Annotated in this window: 27 protein-coding genes and 1 tRNA gene; 11 read left to right on the top strand and 17 right to left on the bottom strand. The window is 72.0% G+C overall.

Annotated elements, in window-relative coordinates; all coding sequences use genetic code 11:
• Positions 1–8 precede the first annotated feature (8 nt).
• Positions 9–731 carry an NRDE family protein gene (locus L0965_RS02780; RefSeq protein ID WP_101305569.1) on the bottom strand — a complete coding sequence of 241 codons (723 nt, stop codon included), beginning with the start codon at positions 729–731 and terminating at the stop codon, positions 9–11.
• A 63-nt stretch (positions 732–794) separates the two neighbouring features.
• Between L0965_RS02780 and coaBC the strand changes: the two genes are divergently transcribed.
• Positions 795–2,000: a bifunctional phosphopantothenoylcysteine decarboxylase/phosphopantothenate--cysteine ligase CoaBC gene (gene coaBC / locus L0965_RS02775; protein WP_101305568.1), complete on the top strand. Its 1,206-nt coding sequence runs from the start codon at positions 795–797 to the stop codon at positions 1,998–2,000.
• A 152-nt stretch (positions 2,001–2,152) separates the two neighbouring features.
• On the opposite strand, the gene L0965_RS02770 is transcribed toward coaBC, so the two are convergent.
• Complete coding sequence (locus L0965_RS02770; RefSeq protein WP_101305567.1) at positions 2,153–4,258, bottom strand: glucose PTS transporter subunit IIA; 2,106 nt, start codon at positions 4,256–4,258, stop codon at positions 2,153–2,155.
• Between the two features lie 279 nt (positions 4,259–4,537).
• On the opposite strand from L0965_RS02770, the gene L0965_RS02765 reads away from it, so the two are divergent.
• Positions 4,538–5,470, top strand: a complete 933-nt coding sequence (locus L0965_RS02765; protein WP_101305566.1) for a lytic transglycosylase domain-containing protein — start codon at positions 4,538–4,540, stop codon at positions 5,468–5,470.
• 71 nt (positions 5,471–5,541) lie between these two features.
• Complete coding sequence (locus L0965_RS02760; RefSeq protein WP_101305565.1) at positions 5,542–6,081, top strand: NUDIX hydrolase; 540 nt, start codon at positions 5,542–5,544, stop codon at positions 6,079–6,081.
• Between the two features lie 22 nt (positions 6,082–6,103).
• Here the strand turns inward: L0965_RS02760 and ykgO are convergent, their stop codons facing one another.
• Positions 6,104–6,226: a type B 50S ribosomal protein L36 gene (ykgO, locus tag L0965_RS02755; RefSeq protein WP_060959054.1), complete on the bottom strand. Its 123-nt coding sequence runs from the start codon at positions 6,224–6,226 to the stop codon at positions 6,104–6,106.
• 80 nt (positions 6,227–6,306) lie between these two features.
• On the opposite strand from ykgO, the gene L0965_RS02750 reads away from it, so the two are divergent.
• From L0965_RS02750 to L0965_RS02740, 3 genes are all read left to right on the top strand, one after another.
• Positions 6,307–7,374 carry a GTP-binding protein gene (locus L0965_RS02750; RefSeq protein ID WP_101305564.1) on the top strand — a complete coding sequence of 356 codons (1,068 nt, stop codon included), beginning with the start codon at positions 6,307–6,309 and terminating at the stop codon, positions 7,372–7,374.
• An 88-nt stretch (positions 7,375–7,462) separates the two neighbouring features.
• Complete coding sequence (locus L0965_RS02745) at positions 7,463–7,633, top strand: CsbD family protein (RefSeq protein ID WP_060959052.1); 171 nt, start codon at positions 7,463–7,465, stop codon at positions 7,631–7,633.
• Positions 7,634–7,736: 103 nt separating this feature from the next.
• Positions 7,737–8,165 (top strand): DUF1622 domain-containing protein, encoded by a 429-nt coding sequence (locus L0965_RS02740; RefSeq protein ID WP_101305563.1) that lies wholly within the window; start codon positions 7,737–7,739, stop codon positions 8,163–8,165.
• On the opposite strand, the gene L0965_RS02735 is transcribed toward L0965_RS02740, so the two are convergent.
• From L0965_RS02735 to L0965_RS02725, 3 genes are all read right to left on the bottom strand, one after another.
• Positions 8,158–8,526, bottom strand: coding sequence for a DUF2834 domain-containing protein (locus tag L0965_RS02735; RefSeq protein ID WP_101307156.1), 369 nt, complete (start codon positions 8,524–8,526; stop codon positions 8,158–8,160). The genes L0965_RS02740 and L0965_RS02735 overlap by 8 nt on opposite strands.
• 55 nt (positions 8,527–8,581) lie before the next feature.
• Positions 8,582–10,162: a molybdopterin-dependent oxidoreductase gene (locus L0965_RS02730; protein WP_101305562.1), complete on the bottom strand. Its 1,581-nt coding sequence runs from the start codon at positions 10,160–10,162 to the stop codon at positions 8,582–8,584.
• An 80-nt stretch (positions 10,163–10,242) separates the two neighbouring features.
• On the bottom strand, positions 10,243–10,380 hold the full coding sequence (locus tag L0965_RS02725; RefSeq protein WP_157831551.1) for a hypothetical protein: 138 nt from the start codon (positions 10,378–10,380) through the stop codon (positions 10,243–10,245).
• Between the two features lie 373 nt (positions 10,381–10,753).
• On the opposite strand from L0965_RS02725, the gene L0965_RS02720 reads away from it, so the two are divergent.
• Both L0965_RS02720 and L0965_RS02715 read left to right on the top strand, forming a co-directional pair.
• Positions 10,754–12,133 carry an HNH endonuclease signature motif containing protein gene (locus L0965_RS02720; protein WP_101305561.1) on the top strand — a complete coding sequence of 460 codons (1,380 nt, stop codon included), beginning with the start codon at positions 10,754–10,756 and terminating at the stop codon, positions 12,131–12,133.
• A gap of 74 nt (positions 12,134–12,207) precedes the next feature.
• Positions 12,208–12,528 (top strand): hypothetical protein, encoded by a 321-nt coding sequence (locus tag L0965_RS02715; RefSeq protein ID WP_060959048.1) that lies wholly within the window; start codon positions 12,208–12,210, stop codon positions 12,526–12,528.
• A gap of 21 nt (positions 12,529–12,549) precedes the next feature.
• Here L0965_RS02715 and L0965_RS02710 read toward each other — a convergent pair whose 3' ends face one another.
• Positions 12,550–14,400, bottom strand: a complete 1,851-nt coding sequence (locus L0965_RS02710) for a DUF2207 domain-containing protein (protein WP_101305560.1) — start codon at positions 14,398–14,400, stop codon at positions 12,550–12,552.
• 50 nt (positions 14,401–14,450) lie between these two features.
• On the opposite strand from L0965_RS02710, the gene L0965_RS02705 reads away from it, so the two are divergent.
• Positions 14,451–14,879 (top strand): MarR family winged helix-turn-helix transcriptional regulator, encoded by a 429-nt coding sequence (locus L0965_RS02705; RefSeq protein ID WP_101305559.1) that lies wholly within the window; start codon positions 14,451–14,453, stop codon positions 14,877–14,879.
• Positions 14,880–14,921: 42 nt separating this feature from the next.
• Here the strand turns inward: L0965_RS02705 and L0965_RS02700 are convergent, their stop codons facing one another.
• From L0965_RS02700 to L0965_RS02680, 5 genes are all read right to left on the bottom strand, one after another.
• Positions 14,922–15,656 carry an ABC transporter permease gene (locus L0965_RS02700; protein ID WP_101305558.1) on the bottom strand — a complete coding sequence of 245 codons (735 nt, stop codon included), beginning with the start codon at positions 15,654–15,656 and terminating at the stop codon, positions 14,922–14,924.
• A complete protein-coding gene (locus L0965_RS02695; RefSeq protein WP_101305557.1) occupies positions 15,653–16,420 on the bottom strand; it encodes an ABC transporter ATP-binding protein in 768 nt (255 codons plus the stop codon). The genes L0965_RS02700 and L0965_RS02695 overlap by 4 nt, the downstream gene beginning before the upstream one ends.
• 16 nt (positions 16,421–16,436) lie before the next feature.
• A complete protein-coding gene (locus tag L0965_RS02690; RefSeq protein ID WP_060959043.1) occupies positions 16,437–16,733 on the bottom strand; it encodes a DUF4287 domain-containing protein in 297 nt (98 codons plus the stop codon).
• Between the two features lie 40 nt (positions 16,734–16,773).
• Positions 16,774–17,811, bottom strand: coding sequence for a DUF2804 domain-containing protein (locus tag L0965_RS02685; protein ID WP_060959042.1), 1,038 nt, complete (start codon positions 17,809–17,811; stop codon positions 16,774–16,776).
• A gap of 116 nt (positions 17,812–17,927) precedes the next feature.
• The gene (locus L0965_RS02680; RefSeq protein WP_060959041.1) at positions 17,928–18,383 is read right to left on the bottom strand and encodes an Hsp20/alpha crystallin family protein; all 456 of its coding nucleotides are present in this window, start codon (positions 18,381–18,383) and stop codon (positions 17,928–17,930) included.
• A gap of 296 nt (positions 18,384–18,679) precedes the next feature.
• Between L0965_RS02680 and L0965_RS02675 the strand changes: the two genes are divergently transcribed.
• Positions 18,680–19,669: a hypothetical protein gene (locus tag L0965_RS02675; RefSeq protein ID WP_101305556.1), complete on the top strand. Its 990-nt coding sequence runs from the start codon at positions 18,680–18,682 to the stop codon at positions 19,667–19,669.
• An 86-nt stretch (positions 19,670–19,755) separates the two neighbouring features.
• On the opposite strand, the gene L0965_RS02670 is transcribed toward L0965_RS02675, so the two are convergent.
• Positions 19,756–21,255, bottom strand: coding sequence for an L-serine ammonia-lyase, iron-sulfur-dependent, subunit alpha (locus tag L0965_RS02670; RefSeq protein ID WP_101305555.1), 1,500 nt, complete (start codon positions 21,253–21,255; stop codon positions 19,756–19,758).
• Positions 21,256–21,302: 47 nt separating this feature from the next.
• On the opposite strand from L0965_RS02670, the gene L0965_RS02665 reads away from it, so the two are divergent.
• Positions 21,303–23,192: an alpha-amylase family protein gene (locus L0965_RS02665; protein ID WP_101305554.1), complete on the top strand. Its 1,890-nt coding sequence runs from the start codon at positions 21,303–21,305 to the stop codon at positions 23,190–23,192.
• Between the two features lie 8 nt (positions 23,193–23,200).
• Here L0965_RS02665 and L0965_RS02660 read toward each other — a convergent pair whose 3' ends face one another.
• The 4 genes from L0965_RS02660 to L0965_RS02645 all read right to left on the bottom strand — a co-directional run bounded on the left by L0965_RS02660 (position 23,201) and on the right by L0965_RS02645 (position 25,116).
• Complete coding sequence (locus tag L0965_RS02660; protein ID WP_060959082.1) at positions 23,201–23,731, bottom strand: DUF4395 family protein; 531 nt, start codon at positions 23,729–23,731, stop codon at positions 23,201–23,203.
• 140 nt (positions 23,732–23,871) lie between these two features.
• Positions 23,872–23,944 (bottom strand) — tRNA-Arg (locus tag L0965_RS02655).
• Between the two features lie 39 nt (positions 23,945–23,983).
• The gene (locus tag L0965_RS02650) at positions 23,984–24,664 is read right to left on the bottom strand and encodes an asparagine synthase (protein ID WP_223848835.1); all 681 of its coding nucleotides are present in this window, start codon (positions 24,662–24,664) and stop codon (positions 23,984–23,986) included.
• Positions 24,665–24,735: 71 nt separating this feature from the next.
• Entirely contained in the window at positions 24,736–25,116 is a 381-nt protein-coding gene (locus L0965_RS02645) for a DUF5684 domain-containing protein (RefSeq protein WP_060959037.1), read from the bottom strand.
• Positions 25,117–25,162: the final 46 nt, after the last annotated feature.

Raw genomic sequence — 25,162 nt, 5'->3', positions numbered from 1 at the left:
GGACGGGCTCAGGCGAGCCGGGGCCGGTTCCACTGCCCCGGCTCGTCGAACTCCGCGTAGCGCACGTCGACGCCGTCGGGGCCGAGGGATGCCGCGCACACCAGCAGCGACAGGGTCGGATAGCCGAACGGTCGGTTGTCCCGCACGATCGCGCGGTCGTCGGTGGGGCCGACCCCGCTGGTGCGCTCGAGCGTGTCGAGCCAGGGCTCCCACCAGCGCTCGTCCGCGGCGGCGGGCTCGGCGAAAGCGTCGCGCCAGGCGGCGATGCGCGCCGTCGCCTCGTCGTCGATGTCGTCGTGCGCGATCATGTGGATGCCGGGCGTCAGACCGACGCGGCGCAGGTCGGTGCCGTCCCACATCGTCACCGTCGCGCCGGCCCGGGTCACCTCGACGAGGTTGAACCCCTGCGCGTGCGGCGGCGCGACCGGACCCTCCCCCGCGACGGCGTCGAGGACGATCCGTCCCCGCGACCGTGGCGGTTCCGCATGCCCGGCCCCGTCGGCGGGCAGCACGTCGGCGCGGTTGAGGATCACCGCGACCCGTCCGGCCCCGGCATCCGCCGCCAGCCAGGCGCCGCCCGCGCGCCGGTCGCGCACCCCCGTGACGTCGGGGAGCTCGGGCCACCACCGCCCGAGCGGGTCCCACGAGCGGGCGGGGTCCTCGTCGCGCACGGCGAGCAGCCGCACGGGCGCTGCGGGGTCGGCCGGGACGTGGACGATGACGGTGCACACGGTGCTCGTGACCTCTCCGTCCGCTCCTCGTGCCCGCGCCGGCGGGCGTGGGAGGATCGGACCATGTTCGTTGTCGTGGGCGTGACGGGCGGCATCGCCGCGTACAAGACGGTGCACCTCGTGCGCGCCCTCGTGACCAACGGGCACGAGGTGCACGTTGTTCCCACGGCGGACTCGCTGCGCTTCGTCGGGACGACCACGTGGGAGGCCGTCAGCAGGAATCCTGTCACGACCAGCGTGCACGACGACGTCTCCCGCGTACGCCACGTGGCCCTCGGCACCTCCGCCGACCTCGTCGTCATCGCCCCGGCGACCGCCAACACGCTCGCCAAGATGGCCGCGGGGATCGCCGACGACCTGCTCGGGGTCACCCTGCTCGCCACGACCGCCCCGGTGGTCGTGGCCCCCGCCATGCACACGGCCATGTGGGAGCACGCGGCCACCCAGGCCAACATCGCGACGCTGCGCTCGCGCGGCGTGCACGTCGTGGACCCCGCCGACGGCCCGCTCACGGGCGGCGACAGCGGCCCCGGGCGGATGCGGGAGCCGGAGGAGATCGTCGCGGCCGCGCTGGCCGTCGCCGCCGGGCACCCGGCCGACCTCGCCGGACGGCGCATCGCCGTCTCGACCGGCGGCACGCGCGAGCCGATCGACCCCGTGCGCTTCCTCGGCAACCGCTCCAGCGGACGTCAGGGCGCCGAGCTCGCCGTCGCCGCGGCCGCGCGCGGGGCCGAGGTGACGCTCGTGGCGGCGCACGTGGACGAAGGCGTGCTGACCGCGGCATCCCGCCACCCCCGCATCGCGGTCGTCCGCGTGGGGACGACCGCCGAGCTGCAGGCCGCGATGACGGATGCCGCGGCCACCGCCGACGTCGTCGCGATGGTCGCCGCGGTCGCCGATTTCCGCGTCGCGGAGGTGTCGCACCACAAGCTCCGCAAGGAGGACGGCGCACCGCGGCTGGATCTCGTGCCGAACCCCGACATCCTCGCGGGATTGGTCGCGGCGCGGCGGCCGGGCCAGATCGTCATCGGGTTCGCGGCCGAGACGGCGGCCGACGACACCGAGCTGCTCGCGCGCGGGCGCCGCAAGCGGGAGCGCAAGGGCGTCGACCTGCTCGCCGTCAACCGCGTCGACTGGGAGCACGGGTTCGAGGCGACCGAGAACCGTGTGCTCCTGCTGGATGCCTCGGGTGCGGTGGTCGCGGAGGCCGCGGGCTCCAAGCGCGCCGTCGCCGACGCGATCTGGGACGCCGTCGCCGTCGTGCGCTGAGCGGCTCGCCGCGTTTCGACTCGTCGCTGCGCTCCTCGCTCAACGACCGGGGTTCCTCTTCCCGGTCGTTGAGCGAGCGCAGCGAGTCGAAACGCAGAGCGTAGCGAGTCAAAACGCAGAGCGCAGCGAGTCGAAACGCAGAGCGCCTGCGGTCAGGCCTTCTTCTGCACGTCCAGCAGCGGCGATCCGTGGGCCACGGGGCCCAGGGCCACCGGGTCGACGGTGTCGAACGAGTCGCCGTTGAGGACGATCACCGGCGTGATCAGCGGGTAGCCCGCCTTCTCGATCACGGCGCGGTCGAAGGTCACGAGCGGGGTGCCGGTCTCGACACGATCCCCGTTCTTGACCTTCACGTCGAAGCCCTCGCCCTTCAGGTTGACGGTGTCGATGCCGACGTGGATGAGCACCTCGGTGCCGTTGTCCAGCTGCAGGCCGAAGGCGTGTCCGGTCGGCTGCGCGGCCACCACCGTGCCGGCACCGGGCGCGTAGACCGTGTCACCGGTCGGCTCGATCGCCACGCCCGGTCCCATCACACCACCGGCGAAGACGGGGTCGGGAACCTGGTCGAGGGCGACGACGGTCCCGTCCAGCGGCGCGGCCACCTGGACGAGCTCGCCCACGGCCGCAGGCCGCTCGGCGACGGCGGTCGCCGTCGTGGCCGCTGCCGTCTCGCCCGCGACGCCGACGAGCTCCGCACCGCCGGCGACGGCCGGGATGCTGTCGCGAGCGGCGCCCGGGGCGACCGCTCCCGCACCGGCCGTGGCCGTCGCGACGGCCGCGTCGGCCGGCTCGGGGTTCTTGTAGCCCGAGATCATGACCAGCACCATCGCGACCACGAACGCGCCCGCGACGGCGATGAGGTAGAGGCCGATCGGGTTGAAGGCGGGGATCGTCAGCAGCGACGTGAAGACGAACGCCTGCGTCGTGATGCCGTGGGGAAGGCCCAGCAGCAGCGATCCGATGCCGATGATCAGACCACCCGTGAGGCAGCCGACCAGCATGCGCGGATAGATCCGCTTGTACCGCAGATGGATGCCGTACAGCGACGGCTCGGAGATGCCGCCCAGCAGGCCCGCCGCCAGGGCGCCGGTCGCCGTCTGCCGCATCTGCTTGTCCTTCTCACGCCAGGCCAGCACCAGCACGCCGGCGGTCGCGCCGAAGCACGCGAAGTTCCACGCGCCCATGGGGCCCTGGATGAAGTCGTAGCCGAGCGTCTGGATGTTCAGGAGCATGATCGCGTTGATCGGCCAGTGCAGGCCCAGCGGCACCATGAAGGGGTAGGCCAGCGGGATGACGATCGCGAAGATGAACGGCGAGAAGGAGTTGATGGCACTGAGGGCGTTCGCCAGCGCGGCACCGGCGTACACGCCGATCGGGCCGATGAGGAACGCCGTGAGCGGGATCATCACGAGCATCGCGATGAACGGTACGAAGATCAGCTGGATGTTCTCGGGGATGACCTTCTTCAGCCCCTTGTAGACGAGGCCGAGCACCGCGGCCATGAGCAGCGGCGGGAACACCTGGGAGCTGTAGTCGAAGATGGTCAGCGGCATCCCGAACACCTGCACCGTGGTGATGTCGGAGCCCAGGAACGTCGTCTGCACGGCATCCTCGGTCTTCCCGAGCGCCGTGAAGCCGGGGAGCATGACGACGGCCATGATCGCGAAGCCGACCCACGGGTCGGCGCCGATCTTCTGCGACGCGTTGTAGGCGACCATCAGGGGCAGGAAGATGAACACGCACTGCCACATGAGGTTGACGAAGGCCCACGACGGCGGCAGCACCACGCCGGGCGCGTTCCACGCGGGGATCCAGCCGAGCGTCGCCGCGAGGGCCATGAACGTGATGAACAGCGACGCGCCGAGCAGGGCGCCGAGGATCGGACGGAACGAGTCCGAGAGGAACTCGAAGAGGGTGTCGAGCCACGCGTTCGTGCCGCGCGGTCCCTTCGCGCGCTCGCGCGCCTTGATGTCGGCGTCGCTCTCCGCGCTGGCGGGGGCGCCGCCGCCGGCCATGACGGGCAGCGCCATGATCTCGTTGTAGACGGTCTGCACGCCGCCGCCGATCACGACCTGGAAGCGGTCGCCGGCCTGCGGGACCGCTCCGAGCACGCCGGGGATGGCCTCGACGGCGGTCTTGTCGGCCTTGTCGCCGTCGTTGAGCTGGAAGCGCAGCCGTGTGGCGCAGTGCGTAAGACTCGCGATGTTCCCGGGCCCGCCGACGGCGTCGACGATCTCGGATGCCGAATTGGATGCCATGTTTTCGCCTCTTTTTCGTTGTGCGACGTCCTGTCGATGACGATCTGTCGCAGGCGACTCTATATCGCCGTCAGGACGGCGGACAGGCCCCGGACCGTGGCAATCGGGGCCCCTCGACCCGCTCCGCGCCCGGCATCCGCGTTCAGGTTTCACTCAGGTTCCGTGCCGGGGACGTCCAGAAAACGTTGTGAAGCTGTGACCTTCGTGTCCACCCGAGGACGCGCATCGCCCCTTCACCCGCCCCGGGGCGATTCTGATCCACCGGAAGCTGCTCTCTTTATGCCCCGTCTGCCCCACCGTCCCGTGACGTCCGCCCTCCTCGGCCTCGGCCTCGTGATCGGCGCCGCCACGACCACCGCGGGGGCCGTTCCGGCCTTCGCCGTGAGCACCGCCCCGGCCGCGACCAGCGGCTCCGTCGTCGCCGAGTCCACCTCCGCGCCGCTCAGCGCCATCACGGCGGGCGGCATCACCGCCCTCGCCAAGGCCCAGGCCGCCGTCGCCGGCGCCGCGAAGGTCTCCATGGACATCACGGCCTCCGGCCTCGACGTCGGCCGCACCGACATCGTGATCGACACCACGAAGCTCAGCGCGCTCGTCGACAAGCTGCAGGCGCTCGAGGTGACGCCGGCGATGATGATCCCGTCGCTGACCGCGGATGCCACCGCCGAGACCGAGGCCGTGCGCACCCAGACCGCCGACCTGCGCTCCGCCCTCGACGCCGCCAAGCAGCGCAAGGCCGAAGCGGATGCCGCCGCGAAGGCGGCCGCCGAGGCCGCCGCGGCTCAGGCCGCCGCCGAGGCGGCCGCCGCGGCCGCCGCCGCACAGGCGCAGGCGGAGGCGGAAGCCGCCGCCGCCGCGAAGGCCTCGTCGGCATCGGCGTCCGTCCCCTCGGTCGACGTGAACGTCGACCCCGCCTCGGCGCAGGGCATCGCCCGCTCCATGGCGGCCGCCAGCTACGGCTGGGGCGACGACCAGTTCGCGTGCCTCGTGTCGCTGTGGAACAAGGAGTCGGGCTGGCGTGTGAACGCCGCCAACAGCAGTGGCGCGTACGGCATCCCGCAGGCCCTGCCCGGCAGCAAGATGGCCTCGGCGGGCGCGGATTGGGAGACGAACCCGGCGACGCAGATCGCCTGGGGCCTCGGCTACATCTCCGGCCGCTACGGCACCCCGTGCGGCGCGTGGGACCACTCCGAGTCGGTCGGCTGGTACTGACCGCTCCCCCATGCCCCGAGAACGGCCCGGACGAATCCGTCCGGGCCGTTCTCGCGTTCTAGGGTGGGCGCATGACGTGGCAGACGCGCGCTTCGCGCACCGTGTACGAGAATCGCTGGATCCGCGTCGACGAGCACGACGTCCTGGGCCCCCACGGCGAGGGCATCTACGGCGTCGTCGAGATGCAGCATCCCGCGGTGTTCGTCGTGGCGCTCGACGAGGACGACCGCGTCTGCCTGGTCTCGCTCGAGCGCTACACCACCGGCTCGTCGTGGGAGGTGCCCGCAGGCGGTTCCGACGGCGAGGACCCCCTCGTCGCGGCGCGACGGGAGCTGGCCGAGGAGACCGGGATGACGGCGCGCGAGTGGACGCCGCTCGGACGGATGAACGCCCTCAACGGCATCGCGCGTGCGCCCGAGTTCGTCTTCCTCGCCCGCGGCGTCGAACGGGCGTCGGATGCCGCCGCGACCCAGCACGAGGAGGGCATCGACGCGGTGCGCTGGGTGCCGTTCGCCGACGCCCTGCGGATGGTGCGGGACGGCGACATCACCGACGGCGAGACGGTCGCGGCGCTCGCCTACGCCGGCATCCACCTGGGCCGATTCGCCTGAGCGTGCGGGGGACCGATCGGGCTCAGCCCTGGCGTCCCTTGAAACGCGGGGTGAGCTTGTTGATGACGTAGACCCGCCCGCGGCGGCGGACGACCTGTGCGCCCGGCTGCGCCTTGAGGGACTTGAGGGATGCGCGAACCTTCACGATGACTCCTTATTGAGAATACTTATCAATAAAACGCTAGAGTGGTGCGACCCGTCCGTCAACCCGAGAGCAGGATCGTCGTGCCCCCCTCCCCCCTGATCGTCGCCGGACTGTGCACACCCGAGCGCCGCCGCTACGCCGCCGGTCTCGCCCACGCCAGCGGTCGCGGCCTGCTGCGGGTCAGCGCGAGCAGGGGCGGGACGGCACCGACACCCGACGGCCCCGTCGCCGTGCCGCTGCTGCGCGACCGGCGCGAGATCGAGCGCGTCGTCATCGATGCCGACATCGACGTCGACGTGCTGCACCTGGACCTCGTCACGCGTGCGGAGCCCGCACCGATCGTGTGCGTCGTCGACGCCCGGCACCTGCTGGCGGATCTGCGCGATCCCAGCCCGCTCCGCGACGAGGCTCCCGGCGGAGGAGGCGACGCCGACACCGGCGCACGGGCGCGTCGCGCGGTCACGCTCCTGGAGGCCGCGACGCTCATCAGCTTCGTGCACTGGGAGCGGGTCGAGACCGCCGAGCTGTCGCTGCTCATGGCGCTGGCCTCGCACCTGGCGCCGCGGGCGCGCGTCCGCCTATCGCGCGGCCCCGCCGAGGACCTTCCGGCGCTGGCCCACGGGCACCCGGACGGCGTCGGCGAGCCCCCGCTGCCGGAGCGCGCGGGCTGGGTGATGGCACTCAACGACGAGCACGACCCGTACATGACCGATCCGCGCGTGACGACCCTCCGGTACGAGCGCCTGCGCCCGTTCCATCCGTCGCGGCTCGCCGCGGCGCTCGACGAGCTCGACACCGGTCGCCTCGGCCTGCTCGTGCGCTCGGCGGGCTTCTGCCGGCTCGCGACCCGCGCGGGCATCCTCGCCCGGTGGGAACAGGTCGGCTCGGCGATGTGGATCGACCCCCAGGACGCGGGCGAGCACGCGGCCCTCACCGCCCAGGACCTCGCTCTGACGGGACTGGATCTCGTCGCGGATGCCGTCGCGCGCACCCTCGACGGTGCGCTCCTGACGGATCGCGAGCTCGAGGCCGGTCCGGCCGCCTGGGCGCGGTTCGACGACCCGTTGCCCGCCTGGCCGGTGTGGGCCGACGACGCGCGACCCGATGCCCCGCGCGACCCCCGCTCCGATGCGAGCGGGCCGATGTAGCCCTTCACGGCGAACCCGTCAACCCTCTGCCGTGCTCACGGCGGCGCTCCTAACGTCGAGATCGGGAGTCCAGAGAAGGGAAGACATCATGGGTCTCGACGACAAGATCAAGAACGCGGCCGAGGACCTCGGCGGCAAGGTCAAGGAAGGCGTCGGCAAGCTGACGAACAACGAGCGCCTCGAGGCCGAGGGCGAGGCCGACCAGGCCAAGGCCCACGTCAAGAAGGCCGGCGAGGACGTCAAGGACGCGTTCAAGTAAGCCCCCGCTCGCGACGCCCCCACCCCTCGCGGTGGGGGCGTCGTTCTGCGTCGACGGGTCCGCCGCCCTAGAGTGGGACGACGATATCCGAGGTGGAGCGACCATGTCCGAGCACATCGAGCCCTTCTTCACGGTGATCGCGATCGCCTTCGAGATGATCGGCGCCCTCGCGATGGTCGTGGGCTTCGTGATCGCCGTCGTCCTGGCGTGGCGCTCGCTGCGGCGCACGGGCGAGGGACACGCGGCGTACCTGGTGCTGCGCAACACGCTGGGCGCGGCCATCCTCCTCGGTCTCGAGGTGCTCGTGGCCGCGGACCTCATCCGCACCATCACCTCGAAGCCGTCGATCGAGGATGCCGTGATCCTCGGGCTCATCGTCGTCATCCGGACGGTGCTGTCCATGTCGATCCAGATCGAGATCGAGGGGACGCTCCCGTGGCGACGCGCCCTGTTGACCAGCGGCGGCCAGGTGCTGGCGCGGACCATCTCCCGCGAGCGCCAGGATCGGCGCCCCGAGACCCCGGCTACCTAGACGCGTCCCGGTCCGACTCCGACCGCCCCACCTCCCGGCGGACGGCGAGGGTCCGCTCCCGCATCGCGAGGAACAGCGGGAACACGAAGGCGAACGCCGTCACCAGCGACGCCACGACGTACAGCCACGGGCGGCGCATGCCCAGGCGGCGCCCCTCGACGATGATCAGGATGCTGCCGGCCACGGCCGCGACCATCAGGTCGACGCCGATCGAGCCGACCGCAGGGCCGGATTGCACGAGGTCCAGCACGTAGTTGCGCATCAGCACGACCGACCAGACGTTGAGGGCGAACGTGCCGACCAGCCCGACGACCGCGAGCGCGAGGTAGGTGAGGGCGAGGGCGGACCACCGGGGCGTCATGGACACATTCTGGACCGCGGAGCGCTCCGACGGAGCCGGCACGTCCGCGGCATCCTCACTCGGACACCGTCACCAGCACGCGATGCCATCCCGTCGAGCCGTTCGGCGCGATGGGCGCCCGCTCCTGGACCTGCAGCTCACCGTTCTTGTTCCAGGCGCGCACCGCGATGTAGTGCGTGCCCGCCGTGGCATCCCACTCGTGCATCCACTGCACCCAGCTGTCGTCGTTGACGGGGGTGGACATCGTGGCGGGGATCCAGCCGGTGTCGTCGATGTTCACCTCGACGCGCCCGACCCCGACCGGCTGCGCCCACGCCATGCCGGCGACCGCGACGGTGCCGGGCGCGACCGGCGTGTCGATCTTCGGCACGTCGACCCGGGAGGAGAGCTTGATCGGCGCTTCGGCGCTGTAGCCGCGCGGCGTCCAGTACGCCTCGTCGGCGGCGAAGGTCGTGACCTTCAGCTCGGTGAGCCACTTCGTCGCCGACACGTAGCCGTAGAGGCCGGGCACGATCATCCGCACGGGGAAGCCGTGCTCGGCCGGAAGCGGCTCGCCGTTCATCGCGACGGCCAGGATCGCGTCCAGGCCGTCGTCGGTGAGGGCGGACAGCGGCGTGCTCGCGGTGTAGCCGTCGATGCTGCGGGAGAGCACCATGTCGGCGCCGGCCTGGGGACCGGCCATCCGGAGGATGTCGCGCACCGGCACCCCGAGCCAGGTGGCGTTTCCGAGCAGCCCGCCGCCCACCTCGTTCGACACGCAGGTCAGGGTGATGCCGTACTCGTCCAGCCCCATCGCGACGAGCTCGTCGAAGCCCAGCTCCACGCGGCGGTCGACCATGCCGTCCACGACGAGTCGCCAGGTGGCCGGATCGATGGTCGGCACCGTCAGGGCCGTGTCGACGCGGTAGAAGTCGGCGTTCGGTGTGAACAGCGGCGACAGGCCGGGCACGTCGAGCTCGGCGCCCGCGGGGATGGTCAGCGCCCGTCGGGGTGCGGGCAGTTTGAGAGCGTCGCGGATCGCGTCCACCGACGAGGTCGCCGCGGTCACGACGCGTGCGGCGACGCCGACGATCACCGCCGAGACGCCGGCGACGCCGGCGAGGCGGAAGAACCCGCGACGGCCGAGGGCCTGCTCCGACGGTGCGCCGTCGTCGGGGGCGCCGGACTCCCCGGCGGCCGCGCCACGCCAGCGCCGGAGGCGACGGCCGAGCAGCACGAGGACGACGGATGCCGCGACCGTGCCGATCACCGGCGGAACGAACGACAGCGGCGTGACCCCCGTCCGCGAGACGACCGCGGCCGTGGAGAGCACTCCGGCGATGACGACGATCACGACGCCCAGCGGAGCGCGCAGGTACTCGAGCACCCCGCCGATCGCGGAGGCGATGACGACGGCGAGGCCGAGCCCCGCGAGCAGGGCGATCTTGTCGTTCGCGCCGAAGGTCGCGATCGCGAACTCCTTGAACGGCTGCGGCACGATGTCGATCACGAACCCGCCGACCGCGAGGATCGGGCTGGCGGTGCGCGCGAGCAGGAGGGCGAGCAGCTCCGCGACACCGAGGAACACGGCGCCGCTCACCAGACCCGCGAGGGCTGCCAGGGCGAGAGACCTCACACGGCCGTTGCGTGTCGTCACAGTGATCTCCTGCCGCCGGGGTCGGGGTTACGCGTGTTGTTCGTCACCGACGCCGGATCGGATGGGAGGGGCGTCCGCTCTCAGCGGGAGAGGTCCACGGGGACGCCGTTCTCCTCCAGCGCGTGCACGAGCTCCGCCACTCCCACGAAGTGCTGCGAGACCATGCCGACACGGCGCGCTGCCGCGACATGGCCGGGCGAATCGTCGGTGAACAGCACGGCGTCGGGGCCGTCAGCCGAGGGTCGAAGTGACGGACGACGCCGTCGAGATCGAACAGCCGGAGACGGCAGTTCGAGAGCCGCATGCGACTTTCGTATGAAGTCACGAAAAGGTAACGGAAACCCCTTGTGGGCCGTTACCTGGTCGTTATAGAGTGCTCGCACGGTAGTTGTTTTGCTGTGGCAGCTACCGGCATGTGATTGCAGGACACTCTTGGTGCAAGGGACAAGGGCCGGTCGGAAGCCTCTCCGACCGGCCCTTACTCTTGCGCGTCTTCCTCCCCAGTCCAGCCGCCTGTGCAGTTATCCACAAAAGAACTCTGACCAGCCCTTTTCCCGCTCCGGTGTCGGAGGTCCGCGGCAGAATCGAGGCATGGAAGACACCGATCCGCTCACGCCGCCGGACGACCGCGCGCGCCTGAACGCGATCCTCGATGGCCTTCTCGACCGGCGCCGCCGCATCGCCGCGCTACAGGCCGAGGAAGCCGAGCTGCTCCATGCCGCCCAGGAGTTCGCGCTCGCGCGACACGACGCCTTCGCGGCCGATCGCGATGAGCCCGACGACCTCCCGCTGCGTTCGGTGGCGGCCGAGATCGGCGCCGCGACCCTCCAGTCCGACCGCACGGTGCAGGCGCGGATGGGCGACGCCGCCACCCTGGTCGCGCGCTTCCCGGCGACTCTCGCCGCCCTGCGCGCGGGCCTGATCAGCCGCGCGCACGCGGCCGTCATCGTGGATGCCGGGGGTGCGATCCCCACGGACGACGCGCGCGACGCGTACGAGAGCGCGGTACTCGCCGTCGCCGAGCGCGAGACGGTCGGCCGACTGCGTCCCGTCGCGCGACGTCTCGCCGATCTCGCTCATCCCGTCCCCCTCGACGAACGTCACCGCACGGCTCGCCGCGATCGTCGCGTCTGGGTCGCCGACCGCGACGACGGCATGGCCGAGCTCGGCCTCACCGGTCCCGCGCACCTGATCCACGGCGCGTTCGACCGGCTCACGCAACTCGCGCGCGCCGTCACCGACGCCCGCCGTCGCCCGCCCGCCGTCGATCCGGTGAGCGCCACGACCGCTCTCGCGGCCGCCGACACGACTCGACCCACGGCCGACGGCGAACCGCGCGACGCCCTCTTCCCCGCGGAAGACGGCGCGTCCCCCGACACGCGACGCCTCGACGAGGTGCGCAGCGACGTCGCGCTCGACCTGCTGCTGAGCGGGCACGCCACGAGCGAGGCGAGCAACGCGTCCCTGCCCGAGAGCGCGTCGATCCGCGCGCGGATCCAGGTCACGATCCCCCTCCTCACCCTCGTCGGCGCCGATGACCGCCCCGCCGATCTGGCCGGGCACGGCCCCGTGGATGCCGACACCGCCCGGCGCCTGGCCGAGACCGCACCCGGGTGGGACCGACTGTTCACCGCCCCGACCGGCGGGGCCGTGCTCGCCGTCGACCGCTACCGCCCGAGCAACGAGCAGCGCCGCCTCCTCCGGGCACGCGACGAGCACTGCCGCTTCCCCGGATGCCGCCAGCCCACCCCACGCTGCGACATCGACCATACGATCGCCCGAGAGCACGACGGTCCGACGACGGTGGCGAACCTCGCCCACCTGTGCCGTCGCCACCACACCCTCAAACACCATTCCGCGTGGCGGGTCCAGCAGCGGCCGGACGGCACCCTCGAATGGACCAGCCCGGCCGGGCGCACCTACGACGATCGCCCCGCGCGCTCGCTCGCCTTCGAGCCCGCGCCGTTCTGACGCACCCGCCACCCGCCCGAGCCCGCTCGCCCCGCCGGCACAGCCCGCCCGCGCGCCCGTGATGGAATGACACCATGACCGACACCGCGATCTCGCTCACCCTCGACGGCACACCCGACCTGCCGAGCGCGATCCTGCAGGCGCTCTACCGCATCACCGGGCGTTCCACGGTCGAGCTCCGGCGCAGCATCCAGGGCCGGCAGCCGCTGTTCACCGCCGCCCTCTTCGGCAACGCCCACATCGACGTGGTCCCCCGTCTGGAGAAGACGATCGACTACCTCACCGACCTCGGACTGCCGTTCACGCTCCACGAACACGTCGACGGAGACCGCGACGAGATCGACCTCGCCACCCTCCATGCCATCCTCGGCGGCGCTGACGGGCAGTTCGCCTGACCGCCGCGGCGAGCGACCGCCTCAGACGCCGCCGCCCCCGCCGCCGCCTCCGCCCCCACCCGCCGAGCCTCCGCCGCCCGATCCTCCCGACGTCGATGACGACGACATCGCCGCACTGGAGAGCGAGCCGATGCCCGACGAGAACGCCGACGCATCGAAAGCCCCCGAGCCGTAGTACCAGTACGGACCCGTCGCGCCGACAGCCGTGTAGAGCACCGCGAGCTGCGCCGACCACTCCTTCTCCTGACCGAACACGACGGCGTAGGGCAGGAGCTTCTCGTACAGCACCAGCTTCTGTCGCGGGTCGTCCACGTCCACCGGCGCCCGCTCCGCGCCGGAAGGCGACTGCAGCATGCGGATGCGATCGGCCTCGGCCCAGCGGATGAACTCCTCGAGCCCCTTGAGGTGATCGCGCGTCTCGGCGCCCAGCGCGGTCAGCGGCTTACGGGAGCACATCGCGATCACGACGACTGCGATCGCGACGCTGACACCCAGCACCGTCCACGGCACGGCGGGCTGCACGTACGAGCCCAGCGCCACGAAACCGAGGCCCATCGCGGCCCCCGCACCGACGACCGCCAGCAGGATCGGAAGCCAGCGCGCCCGCGCGGGCACCTGTCGGCGCAGCCCTCGGGCACCGAGCTCTACCTCCGCCGCGGCGAGGATCTTCTGGGCCACCTTCGACAGGCGGGTGTCCTGCTTGCCGAACCGGTATTGCTCCCCCGGCACGCCGTCCGGGAACAGTCCGTCGAGGAGCATCCTGCCGTCGCCGTCCGCCTTCGACGGGTCGACGAGCTCCGCCGCCAGCTTGTCCTTGCCGAACCAGCCGCCGTCCGTGTCGAGGATCCGGATCGAGCCGCGCACGGCCTGCTCCAGCACCTCGGCGGGGATCGCCTTCGACGTCTCGCCGAGCAGCACCGCGCTCTCGAGCGCATCGACGATCTTGGGCGGGTCGTACTCGGCGATGATCGTCGGCCGCCCCGGCTCGTCCGCGAGCTGCCGGCGTCGCGCCCGCACGCCCAGCACGCCGCCGGCGACGGCGAGGAGCCCGGCCACCGCCTGCCCCCACCCGAACGGCGACGCCAGGTAGCCGGTGTCGTAGGTCGAGAAGGTGCCGTCCGTGAAGCCGACCGCCATCGTCAGCGTCTCGTACGGCTGCACGTCGTCCGCGACCGCCGTCACGATCGTGCCACCGCCGGCATCCGGCGACGCGGCGATCGACGCGCACGGCGTCGACGAGTTCTGCACCCCCTGATAGCAGGCCATCCGGCCCGTGAGTGCGGGAGCGAGCTCGGACCCCAGGTGCAGCCGCGCCGTCACGGTGCCGAACACCTGCGGCCAGTCGACGCCGTTGACGTCCCAGTAGAACTCCAGACCGGAGTCCGGGAAGACCCACGTGACGTTCTCGAGCGTGTAGGTCAGCACGAACGTCTGCGTCCCGCGCAGGAACCCGTCCGCGCGCGACACGATCGAGAAGGCGCCGTCCTCGCTGTCGATCTCGCTCGGGCGCGGCGCGCCGCTCTCGTCGGTCACGGACACGAGTTCCGGGTGCAGCGGCTGCCCGTTGTAGGTGGTCGGCAGCGACCGACGGATGCCGTGGTTCTGATCGGCATCCGGGAACTGCGCGACCAGCGTCTCGACCACCTCGAGGCGGCTCGTCCCGTCGTCGGCGCGGGTCAGCGTGTAGTCCGCGGTCATCGACGAGAACGAGAAATCATCGGCGCTCGCCGGGCGCAGGGCGGGCGCGGATGCCGCGAGCGGACCCGCCGCAGAGGTCGCCGACGCCGGCGCCGCCGGACCCACGAGCAGCAGCGCCGCGAGAGCCGATCCGATCCCGACGAGCAGCGCCCGTCCGCCTCGCCGATGCCCCATGCGCTCCACCCTAGGCGGCGGTGCCCGGCCCGCGCACTACAGTGGACGCCATGACCGACCGCCGCCTCGCCGTCGCCGCCTGGGAGAGCCTCTTCCGCGCGCAGCACGAAGTGCTCCGCGAGATCAGCGATGACTTCGGCGAGGACGATCTGACGCAGGCCGAGTACGACGTGCTGCTCACCGTGGTGCGCGGCGACGACAACGCCGCCCGACTGCGCGACGTCACCGCGAACATGCTGATCAGCCAGCCGAGTGTCTCGCGCCTCGTCGACCGAATGGTCGCGCGCGATCTCATCAGCAAGTGCACCGATCCGCACGACGGGCGGGGCGCCATCGTCCGGGCGACCGACAAGGGCGTCGCCGCGTTCCGCCGCGTCGCGACGGTCCACGGCCGCTCCATCGCCGAGCGGATGTCGGTGCTCAGCGACGCCGAGCTCGAGCAGCTCCAGCGACTCACGAGCAAACTGCGCGGCGCCTAGGGCTCAGAGGGCTCAGGGGGGCCCAGGGGGCCCAGGGGCGGCTCAGGGGGTGCGCCGCCGCAGGGTGAGGGCGGCGAGCGCGAGGCACAGTACCGCGACCCCGGCGACCACGAGCACCGGGGCCCACAGGTCCCATCCGTCGTCGCCCGCGCTCACGGCGGCGACGGCGTCGATCGCGTAGCTCAGTGGCAGCACGTCGCTGACGGCGCGCAGCACGTCGGGCATCTGATCGCGCGGCAGGAAGAGGCCGCCCAGCAGCAGCTGCGGGAAGACGAGCACGGGCATGAACTGCACGGCCTGGAACTCCGTGCGCGCGAACGCGCTGGCGAGCAGGCCGAACGCCGTCCCCATCAGGGCGTCCACCACCGCGACCACGCCGAGCTGCCAGATCTCGCCGTCCACCTCCAGCCCGCACACCACGACGGCGAAGGCGACCGTGACGACGGCCTGCACGAGCGCCACGAGCCCGAAGGCGAGCGCGTAGCCGAGGATGACGTCGGCTTTGGCGATCGGCGTCGTCATCAACCGTTCCAGCGTGCCGCCGCGACGCTCGCGCAGCGTCGTGATCGAGGTGACCAGGAACATCACGATGAACGGGAAGACCGCCAGGATGCCGCCGCCGAACTGCGCGAAGACCCCCTCCCGGTCGGAGAAGATCCAGGCGAACAGTCCGACGAGCAGCGCCGGGGCGACCAGCATGAGCACGATCGAGCGGGGATCGTGGCGCAGCTGGCGCAGGACGCGCGCCGTCGTCGCGCCCACACGGCGCGCGTTCACGGCATCCCCCCGTCGCCCGCCGCGCGCACGAGCGCGAGGAACGCCGCGTCGGGATCGGTGGTCCCGGTCGCCGCGAGGAACCGCTCCGGCGTGGAGTGCGCCAGCACCCGCCCCTCCCGCAGCAGCACGATCTCGTCGCAGCGCAACGCCTCGTCCATCACGTGGCTCGACACGAGCAGGGTGGCACCGGCATCCGCGAGGGAACGGAAGATGCCCCACAGCGTCTCGCGCAGCAGCGGGTCCAGGCCCACGGTCGGCTCGTCGAGCACGAGGAGGTCGGGCGCACCGAGCATCGCGACCGCGAGCGAGACGCGTCCGCGCTGGCCTCCGGAAAGGGAGCCCACCAGCCGGCGCTGCTGCGGCCGCAGCCCGACGTCGTCGAGGACGCGCGAGACGTCGCCGCGCGTCGCGCCGAGGACCGCCGCGAAGTACTCCAGGTTCTGGGCGACGGTGAGATCGTCGTAGACCGACGCCCCCTGACTGTCATACGCCACGCGGTGGCGCAGCGGCCGCGATCCGGCCGGCGCGCCGAGCACCGTCACCGTGCCCGCCGCGAGGCGTTGCACCCCGACGATCGCACGCATGAGCGTCGTCTTGCCGCTGCCGCTCGGCCCGAGCAGCCCCGTGATCCGCCCCGCGGCGATGTCGAGGTCGAGCCCGTCGAACACCGCGTCGCGTCCGCGCCGCACCACGAGGCCGCGGACGACCACGGCCCGGGCCGACGCTGCGGCCGGGGCGGACGACACCTCGGGAATGCTCGTCATGGGGGCATTATCCGCCTCAGGAGGCGCGCGCGGGGTTCGTGGCCTTGCCGTCCAGCCACAGCGTGTCGCTCGCATCGCTGTGGGTCGACGCGGTGCCCACATGGGTCGACGCGATCTTCGGGCCCTTCGTGATCACGTGCACGAGAGCCATCGCATGCCCGCGGCCGAGGCCGTACTCGTCGGCGAGCCACGCGACGATCTCCCCGGCCTTCGTGCCGGGGCCGAAGCCCTTCTGCGTCGCCTGCTCCACGAACTGGCGCGGGGTGAGCCCGGTCTTGTCCTCGATGTTGTCGAGATATGCCTGAAACGACATCCGTTTCCCTTCCGGCGGTGCCTCCGCCTCGTGTTCAGCTCTACCAGCGATTGCGGACATCCTCGGCGAAGCCCTCGATGCCGTCGAAGTCGATGACCCCGCCCTCCACGGCGACGCGTCCCGACCACCGGCCGAAGCACTGGTCGGTGCGCGAGGCGACGACCCCGAGGCTGGTCGCCGACCGCTTGTCGAACGCAGGCTCGAACACCGCGTCGAGACCGCCGCCGCGCACCCGCCACGGACGCAGCGGCGTGGCGAGGTCGTAGTCCCAGGCGACGGGGACGGAGATCTTGTGCAGCACGCCGTCGACGACCACGCCGTTCTCGGTCGCCCCCGTCCCATCGGTCCAGCGCCCGCCCACCTGGATGCCGAACGTCCGGCCGTCGGCGAGCAGACCCGACCCGGCACCCCAGTTCCACGCCACGTCGTACGGCCAGCGGCCCCGCCCGTGATCCAGGACCGCCCACGATCCGGCCGGCACGTCGTGATCGATCCCGTCGAGGGTGAGCGTGCCGGATGCCGGCAGCGCGACGTCCTTCACGGTGTACTGGAAGCGCCGGGACGACCACGGCACCACGACGGCGAGCAGGTCATGGCCGGGCGGGCGGGTCACGGTGATGTCGAACGACGCGGCGGGGATCTCCGCGTGCAGCCGCCAGAGCTGCCCGCGCTCGGCGGGCGTGATGGTCGCCGCGAGGTCGCGATGACGGGCGATCGTGATGCCCGTGCCGAGCGAGCCGGGCAGCGACACCTCGCGCGAGGGCAGGACGGTGGCGTTGCGGGACCACGTGCGTCCGGTGGCGCGGTCGCGGATCCACACTTCGTGGACCGCGGCGTAGTCGAGCGACGACACGGTCAGCGACACGATGTGCGTGGGCGTGATGACGTTCCAGTACTCCCACCGCTTGTTGCGACCCCACGACCGCACGAACCGGCCGCGCCCCCGGCCGATGCCGTCGGTGTCGACGAGGGGCCTCCGGCTGAACCCGATCGCGGCCGGGTTCAGCCGGCCGTCGGGGCGCGTGAGGGAGACGGGTGCGGTGAGCTCGCGCTCGTGCGCGGCGGGGAGGTCGGGCATCGGCATCCTTGCTGACGTTCCGGGTCGGGTGCTTCGACACTAGCGCTGTCGACGCGAACCGCCCCGGTCCGAGGCGGACGCGGGGCGGTTCGGGCGGTGGCGCAGGGCGCCGACGGTCACGGCTCGACGGGCTGCGGCTCCTGTGCCGACGCGTGGGCCTGGATCGTGGGCGCGCCGCCGTCGGCGACGACCTGGACCTTGCGCGGCTTGGCCTTCTCGCTCACGGGGATCGTCACGGTCAGCACGCCGTTGCTGTAGGTCGCGGCGATGCCGTCGGTGTCGATGCCCTGGCCGAGGTTGAGCTGACGCAGGAAGCTCGCGGTCTCGCGCTCGCGCGTGATCCACTTCACTCCCTCGCCCTCGGTGAGGGTGCGCTCGGCGCGGATCGTCAGCAGCTGGCCGTCCACGTCGATGTCGACCGAGCCCGGATCGATGCCCGGCAGGTCGGCGCTCAGCACGTAGTGGTCGCCGTCGCGGTAGAGGTCCATCGGCATCCGGCGCGGTCCGCGGCGCGTGTCGAAGAGGCCCGACGCGATGCGGTCGAGGTCACGGAACGGGTCATACGTGGCCATTGTTCTCTCCTGTTCGTGTATGGCTCTGTGAGTTCTGAAAGTTGAGCCTCGTCGACTCAACTAGCTTCAGATTAGCACTCACACCAGGAGAGTGCCAACGGTTCACGCACAGCGAACCCTCCGACCTGCCCGGGCTCAGTTGACGCACGAGCCGGAAACCACGCCACCGTTTCCGGCGTCGGCGCCAACTCGCCGGGCAGCGCCCTCCTCCTCCCCAGACGGCGCACCCGCGCACGTTCTCCACGGGGCCTCGCGGCGCGGCGCGCGACGGCAGCGAATGCGCCCACGCTGAGGGGATGCCGCGCCCACCACGCCCGCTTCCGTCGACTCTGCCCCAGGTCTTCACCGCCGCCGATGCGGCGGCGGCGGGCGTCGCCCGCGGACGACTCGCGGCGCGCGACCTGGACGCACCCTTCCGCGGAGTCCGCCTCCGGCGTGAGGCAGACGACGCGGCGACGCTCGGCGAGGACGCCCCGGACGAGATCGCGCGGCGCGCCATCCTGCGTCGCGTCCGCGCGCACGTGCTGGTGCTTCCGCCCCACGCGTTCTACATCGGAACGACGGCGCTCGCGATCCACGGACTCCCCCTCCTCGACGCGGATGCCGCGGCATCCGGCGACCTCGACGTCGCCGTGCCTGCGCCGCACCGTGCGCTCCGGCGGACGGGCATCGCCGCCGTGCAGGTCGCGCCGATGCTCGTCCACTCCACGGTCCGGGCCGGAATTCCCGTCGCGACGCTCGGCTCCACCTGGGCGATGCTCGCCCGTGAGCACTCGACACGCGATCTGGTGGTCATCGGCGACGCGATCATCCGCGTGCCCCGCGACGGATGGGGGCGGCGTGTGCCCGAACGCCAGCTCGCCAGGCCCGAGAACCTGGGTGCGGCCGTCGCCGCAGGACGCCGACAGGGAATCGGGAAGCTCCGGGCAGCACTCCCCCTGCTGCGCACGGGCAGCATGTCGCCGCTCGAGACCGACTGGCGACTGTCGCTCATCGGGACCGGCCTGCCGGAGCCCGAGCTCGACGTCGAGGTGCGCACCTCGGACGGGCGATTGCTCGGCATCAGCGACGGCGCGTTCCGGGCTCACCAGGTCGCCGTCGAGATCGAGGGTGATCACCACCGCACCTCGCGTCGCCAGTGGGCGCGGGACCTCCAGAAGTACGCCGACTACGCGAACCTCGGCTGGGACGTCGTACGCCTGACCTCCGCGCACATCCGTCAGGATCCGTCCTGCGGCGCGGCACTGGTGCGCGCCGCCCTCGCGCGCCGCGCCGCGCCTGCGTGACCGGCCGCTCGGTGGGCCCGTTCGCTAGAAATGGCAGCACGGTTTGCGGCGCGAGCGCCAACCGAGCCGCGGCTGCGAGCCGGTGCTCAGCACTCCACGACGTTGACGGCGAGACCGCCCTCGCTCGTCTCCTTGTACTTCGTCGACATGTCGATGCCGGTCTGGCGCATCGTTTCGACGACGGCGTCCAGCGGCACGTAGTGGGTGCCGTCGCCGCGCAGCGCGAGACGCGCCGCCGTCACGGCGGTGGAGGCCGCGATGGCGTTGCGCTCGATGCAGGGGATCTGGACGAGCCCGCCGACGGGGTCGCAGGTGAGGCCCAGATGATGCTCCATCGCGATCTCCGCGGCGTTCTCGATCTGACGGTTCGTCCCGCCCATCACGGCCGTCAGCCCGCCGGCCGCCATCGCGCACGCCGAGCCGACCTCGGCCTGGCATCCGCCCTCCGCACCCGAGATCGACGCGTTCGCCTTGAACAGCGAGCCCAGCGCCGTCGCCGTCAGCAGGAACCGACGGATGCCGCGGCGCCGGTTCGCCTCGGCGAGCGCCTCGGCAGAGGCCGCGACCGCCTCCGGCACGGGATCGGTCTCGCCGTGCAGGCCGAGCAGCGCCGAGCCGACCAGCTCCCCGTACGGGGTGACGGCGTTCGCGGCGCCGATCCCCGAGTCGGCGAGGAAGCGCCACCAGTACATCGCGACGGCGGGCAGGATGCCGGCCGCACCGTTGGTCGGCGCCGTCACGACCCGTCCGCCCGCGGCGTTCTCCTCGTTGACGGCGAGGGCGAACGCGCCCAGCCATTCCCCGGGCAGCTCCCGCCCGGACGCGGCGACCTCCTCCAGCTGCGCCCGGATCGCTCCGGCGCGCCGCTTCACCTTGAGCATGCCGGGGAGCACGCCCTCGGCGTGCAGCCCCGCGTCGACGCACGCGGCCATCGCGTCCCAGATCGCGTCGAGGCCGGCGGCGACCTCCTCCTCGGATCGCAGCGCCTCCTCGTTGCGTCGGGCGACCTCCGCGATCGTCAGACCGTACTCGTCGCAGACGTCCAGCAGCTGCGCCGCCGTGGAGAAGGGCAGGGGCGACGATGCCGCGGACACGGCCGCCTCCTCGCCCTCGCGGCGGATGAACCCGCCGCCGATGGAGTAATAGGTGTCCTCGCACACCGCCGCTCCCGCGGCATCCCGCGCGACCAGCGTCATCGCGTTCGGGTGACCGGGAAGGCGCGTGCGCGGCGCGAGCACGATGTCGGCGCGCGCGAACGCGACGGCGAGACGTCCGTCGAGCAGCAGGTCCGCCCCGTCCGTCCAGCCCGACCACGCGCCGCGCACGAGAGCCGGATCGACCGTCTCGGGCTCGTGGCCCTGCAGCCCCGCCACGACGGCGTCGGGTGTGCCGTGACCGATGCCGGTGGCGCCGAGGGAGCCGTACAGCGCGCACTCGACCCGGACGATCCCGGCTCCCGTCGCAGCGGCGCGATCGGCCGCGCGGCGCGCGAAGTCGCGGGCCGCGCGCAGCGGACCCACCGTGTGGGAGCTCGAGGGGCCCACCCCGATGGAGAACAACTCGAACGCCGAGACGTACGCACTCACGCTCCGAGCCTACGCGCCGGTTACGCTGAGAACTCGGAGGGGGCACCATGACCGCACTGACGAGGCCGGAGGTCGACCTCCGCGCCGCGCTCGAGGCCTGCGAGGGCGCCGGACGCGTCGACGAGGGGTTCCTCTCCCGCGTCGATGCCCAGTTCCCCCGCCTGCACGAGCTCTTCACCCGTCTGTACGGCGATCGCGCCGACGGCCAGGAGCAGCTCGCGGCGACCGTGGCCGCGGCATCCGCGTCGTGGAACGCACGCCCGCTCGATCTCAAGGTGCGCGACGCGCAGCGCGAGGCCGACCCCGAGTGGTTCCAGTCCGAGCGGATGCTGGGCGGCGTCTGCTACGTCGACCGCTACGCCGGCAACCTCGCCGGCATCCGCGACCAGATCCCGTACTTCCGCGAGCTGGGACTGACCTATCTGCACCTCATGCCGCTGTTCGACGCCCCCGACGGCGACAACGACGGCGGCTACGCGGTCTCGAGCTACCGGCGCGTCAACCCGAGCCTGGGCACGATGCAGCAGCTCACCGAGCTGGCGGCCGATCTGCGGCTGGCGGGCATCTCGCTCGTGCTGGACTTCATCTTCAACCACACCAGCGACGAGCACGAGTGGGCACGCAAGGCCGTCGCCGGCGACCCCGAGTACGCCGACTTCTACCTGATCTTCCCCGACCGCGAGATGCCCGACGCGTACGAGCGCACGACGCGGGAGATCTTCCCCGACGACCACCGCGGCTCGTTCGTGGCGCTCGAGGACGGCCGCTGGATCTGGTCGACGTTCTACCACTACCAGTGGGACCTCAACTACGCGAACCCCGCCGTCTTCCGGGCGATGGCGGGTGAGATGCTCTTCCTCGCGAACCAGGGCGTCGAGGTGCTGCGCATGGACGCCGTCGCCTTCATCTGGAAGCGGCTCGGCACCTCGTGCGAGTCGCTGCCCGAAGCGCACCTGCTGCTGCAGGCGTTCAACGCGGTGCTGGCGATGGCCGCTCCGGGCATGGTGTTCAAGTCGGAGGCGATCGTCCACCCCGACGAGGTCGTCAGCTACATCTCGCCCGACGAGTGCGAGCTGTCGTACAACCCGCTGCAGATGGCGCTGACGTGGGAGGCGCTGGCCACCCGCGACGGACGACTGCTGCAGCAGGCGCTGGATCGTCGCCACGCCCTGGCGCCGGGCACGGCCTGGGTGAACTACGTGCGCAGCCACGACGACATCGGGTGGACCTTCGCCGACGAGGATGCCGCGGAGCTCGGCATCGACGGCTACGCGCACCGGCAGTTCCTCAACCGCTTCTACACCGGACGCCACGAGGGCACCTTCGCGCGCGGCGTCGCCTTCCAGGAGAACCCCGCCACGGGGGATGCCCGCGTGACCGGGACCACCGCGTCGCTCGCGGGCATCGAGGCGGGCGATCCCGGCGGCGAGGACCGGGTCATCCTCGCCCACGCCCTGGCGCTGTCGACCGGCGGCATCCCGCTGCTGTATCTCGGCGACGAGGTCGCGCAGCTCAACGACTACACCTACGCCGACGACCCGGTGCGCCGCGGCGACACCCGGTGGGTGCACCGCGGCAACCGTCCCCGCGACGCGTACGCCCACCGCGGCGACGACACCACGGCCGCCGGCCGCGTCTTCCACCGCCTCACGAAGCTCATCTCCGTGCGCCGGCAGTCGCCGGAGCTCGCCGGCAACGCCCTCCTCCCCTTCCACACCCCGCACGCCGCCGTCGTCGGCTACCAGCGGCCGGGCGCCGAGACGCGCATGCTGGTGCTGGCGAACGTGGGGGATGCCGAGGTCACCATCGACCCGCTGACCCTGTCGGGTTTCGAGCGGACCGCGTTCGACCCGGTGCACGACGTCGAGGTCGACCTCGACGAGGGCGTCGCCCTCCGCCCCCACGGCTTCGTGTGGCTGCGGGTCCGCCCCGTCTGAGGCTCAGCTCAGGCGCCGAGCAGGCCGCCACGCGGGCGGAAGACACCGGCGCGGGCCAGCGCGAGGTACAGCAGGCAGCCCAGGCACAGGCCGAAGGCGGCGTTGAGGAAGGCTGCGATGAACGCGGCGGCCGCAGCGATCGGCAGCGCCCACGCGACGCCGGCGACGTGCAGCACGAGCCCGACCGTCACGACGATGAAACCGACGACCTGCGCGAACCGCGGCGGACGCGGGTCTTCGAGGTCGACCGGCGGCCGCAGGCGCGGCCGGATCGCGACCCGGTACAGCGCGCCCCACGGCGCGGTGCGGGGAGCCGCGAAGCCCCACACGAACAGCAGGTCGACGACCAGCAGGAGCAGGAACGCCGGATCGGTGACGCGCTCCCCGGGCGTCGTCGCCGTCGTGGCCGTGGAGGAGCCGACGAGGGCGAGGAAGGTGCCGACCAGAAGCAGGGCGGCGGTGACGGATGCCGCGAACCGCGGGCCGCGCGGATCGATGCCGGCGGGGCGTGCGGTGGACGGGGCGGAGGAGGTGGTCACCCTCACACGGTAGGCGCGATGGCGGCGTACGGGGCCGTCGCCGTCACAGTTCTTCATGCACGAGCGTCGTCATCGACGGCGTCAACGAAGAAGGCCCGCGGCATGCCGCGGGCCTTCTTCGTTACTGTCTCAACACAGTGTGCGCCCGAAGGGACTCGAACCCCTAACCTTCTGATCCGTAGTCAGATGCTCTATCCATTGAGCTACGGGCGCAGTTTCGGCACCTCGTCGAGGGCCGAGGACCAGCTTAGCCTACGCGCCGGGATGTGACGAATCGAGGCCGACGTCGAGCTCGTCCAGGCCGGGCGTCCCCGCACCCGAGCGCTCCGCGATCTCCGCCGGCTCCACTCCCGCGGCGCGCTGCTTCTGCTGCGCGGCGACGCTGCGGCGGTGGGCGCGCAGTTTCGGCAGGTCGACGAGCCGCAGCGCCTGCATGCGGGCGTTGCGCATGCGGTCGTAGTCGGGGTCGAGGTCGGGGCGGGCGGCCTCGATGCGCAGCGTCCGGTCGATGTTGCTCGCGACCTCCGCCCATGCGGCATCCCGCGCGTCGATCACGAGCTTGCGCAGCTCCTCCTCGTCGTCGGCGCGCACCCGCAGCTCGTGCGCGACGTGCAGCGACTGCTTCTGCCGCCGGCGCAGGTTGCGCACGTCGCGACTGCGATAGTCGTGCGTGCCGTCGGAGTCGGTGTGGCGCCCGCGCGCCGCGCGGCGCTCGCGCTCCGTGCGTGCCGCGTCGTCCTCGGCCTCCGCGGCGAGGGCCTCCAGCGCCGCCTTCGCCTCCGGGAGGTAACGGTCGAGGTCGAAGTCCTCACCGTCGGCGAGGATGTGCACGAGGATGGTGTTCTTCAGGCTCAGACGCGTCGCGGCGGACGCGATGTACAGCCCCTCCGCGACGACGTCACGGGTGCGTACGCGCTTGCTGCTGGCTGCCACGGCACCCCCTCACCCTCGATCCTACGGAACCGGCTCCGCGGGGGTCGAGGCGGGCGCCGTGGGTTCCCGCCTCACGCCGGACGGGAGTAGCGGTCGCCGCTGAAACCGATGACGAAGTAGCCGATCGGCGCGATCACCCACAGCAGCACGAACGAGAAGAAGCCGCCGTGCCCGAAGCCGCGTCCGATGCGCAGCGCGACGATGATCGAGAACACGATGTTGACCAGCGGAACGATCGCGAGCAGTCCCCACCACGCGGAGAAGCCCGCGATCTTGACCTGGATGAACCAGTTCACGATGGGGATCAGCGCGAGGATGCCGGGATACCCGGCCTTGCTGAACACCTTCCACATCGCCACCGCGAGCAGCACGTAGTAGGTGAGGAAGAGCGCGAGCCCCGTCCCCTGCCCGAAGAAGGACTGCCACTGGTCGAGGGTGCCTGCGCTGGTCATCACGGCGCCATGCTAGGGCATCGCCCGCCGACGCATTCGTAAGCGC

It is taken from the genome of Microbacterium sp. NFH-22A-Y (assembly GCF_021401375.1).
Classification (GTDB): domain Bacteria; phylum Actinomycetota; class Actinomycetes; order Actinomycetales; family Microbacteriaceae; genus Microbacterium; species Microbacterium hominis.
This window is presented reverse-complemented; position numbering and strand designations above follow the sequence as displayed.

Bases quoted from the DNA above. Each gene is read 5' to 3' on its own strand.
- coaBC (WP_101305568.1), top strand. From the start codon at position 795: ATGTTCGTTGTCGTGGGCGTGACGGGCGGCATCGCCGCGTACAAGACG.
- L0965_RS02770 (WP_101305567.1), bottom strand. From the start codon at position 4,258: ATGGCATCCAATTCGGCATCCGAGATCGTCGACGCCGTCGGCGGGCCC.
- L0965_RS02765 (WP_101305566.1), top strand. From the start codon at position 4,538: ATGCCCCGTCTGCCCCACCGTCCCGTGACGTCCGCCCTCCTCGGCCTC.
- L0965_RS02760 (WP_101305565.1), top strand. From the start codon at position 5,542: ATGACGTGGCAGACGCGCGCTTCGCGCACCGTGTACGAGAATCGCTGG.
- L0965_RS02745 (WP_060959052.1), top strand. From the start codon at position 7,463: ATGGGTCTCGACGACAAGATCAAGAACGCGGCCGAGGACCTCGGCGGC.
- L0965_RS02740 (WP_101305563.1), top strand. From the start codon at position 7,737: ATGTCCGAGCACATCGAGCCCTTCTTCACGGTGATCGCGATCGCCTTC.
- L0965_RS02735 (WP_101307156.1), bottom strand. From the start codon at position 8,526: ATGACGCCCCGGTGGTCCGCCCTCGCCCTCACCTACCTCGCGCTCGCG.
- L0965_RS02720 (WP_101305561.1), top strand. From the start codon at position 10,754: ATGGAAGACACCGATCCGCTCACGCCGCCGGACGACCGCGCGCGCCTG.
- L0965_RS02715 (WP_060959048.1), top strand. From the start codon at position 12,208: ATGACCGACACCGCGATCTCGCTCACCCTCGACGGCACACCCGACCTG.
- L0965_RS02710 (WP_101305560.1), bottom strand. From the start codon at position 14,400: ATGGGGCATCGGCGAGGCGGACGGGCGCTGCTCGTCGGGATCGGATCG.
- L0965_RS02705 (WP_101305559.1), top strand. From the start codon at position 14,451: ATGACCGACCGCCGCCTCGCCGTCGCCGCCTGGGAGAGCCTCTTCCGC.
- L0965_RS02695 (WP_101305557.1), bottom strand. From the start codon at position 16,420: ATGACGAGCATTCCCGAGGTGTCGTCCGCCCCGGCCGCAGCGTCGGCC.
- L0965_RS02690 (WP_060959043.1), bottom strand. From the start codon at position 16,733: ATGTCGTTTCAGGCATATCTCGACAACATCGAGGACAAGACCGGGCTC.
- L0965_RS02685 (WP_060959042.1), bottom strand. From the start codon at position 17,811: ATGCCCGACCTCCCCGCCGCGCACGAGCGCGAGCTCACCGCACCCGTC.
- L0965_RS02680 (WP_060959041.1), bottom strand. From the start codon at position 18,383: ATGGCCACGTATGACCCGTTCCGTGACCTCGACCGCATCGCGTCGGGC.
- L0965_RS02675 (WP_101305556.1), top strand. From the start codon at position 18,680: ATGCCGCGCCCACCACGCCCGCTTCCGTCGACTCTGCCCCAGGTCTTC.
- L0965_RS02665 (WP_101305554.1), top strand. From the start codon at position 21,303: ATGACCGCACTGACGAGGCCGGAGGTCGACCTCCGCGCCGCGCTCGAG.
- L0965_RS02645 (WP_060959037.1), bottom strand. From the start codon at position 25,116: ATGACCAGCGCAGGCACCCTCGACCAGTGGCAGTCCTTCTTCGGGCAG.